This window comes from Streptococcus sp. HMSC063B03, from assembly GCF_001836965.1.
Taxonomy (GTDB): domain Bacteria; phylum Bacillota; class Bacilli; order Lactobacillales; family Streptococcaceae; genus Streptococcus; species Streptococcus pneumoniae_F.
Genome location: NZ_KV831007.1, coordinates 1 through 531 on the forward strand (window position 1 = coordinate 1; position 531 = coordinate 531).

1 protein-coding gene is annotated in these 531 nt (G+C 46.0%); it reads right to left on the reverse strand.

The features are described from left to right. On the reverse strand, nt 1–531 hold a 531-nt coding region (locus HMPREF2628_RS00055), incomplete at both ends, for an SIALI-17 repeat-containing surface protein (RefSeq protein ID WP_180364258.1).

Sequence of the window (531 nt, forward strand, 5' to 3'; positions counted from 1 at the left end):
CTGTTGCTACTGGGCCTGTGTACTCTGGTAGTTCATGTTTCAAAGCCATAACTGAGTTGACACCACCCTGAAACTCTGGTTTCTCTACTGTCGGTGCAGCTTGGTCACCTACGGTTGATAATGGACCTGTGTAGGCTGGTACCTCAAGCACTGGTGCTGGTTCTTCACCCTTGCTTGATTGAACCGGTTCTTCTGTCAATTCTTGATAGAAGCTCGCCAATTCATAAAACTCAGCCTTGCCACCTTCCCAGACCAGTTTAACATCTAGAAGAGAACCACCATTTCGGATAGCAAAGGTTTGGAGACTAGATGTAATGGCACCAAGATCTGTCCAACTTTCTTGTCCATCCTTAAGTGTTCTCGCTTGAACTCGTGCTTTCGCTCCTTCAGGAAGGCTTGAAACGAGACGAAGATGGTTAGCATTGGTTGGTTCAGACAAGTGGTAAACCATTTCACCCTTATCATTTTCCGCCTTGTAGCTAGTCAAGACTTTTCCGTCTACGAGATTAGTATAGAAGTTGCCTCGGCTTT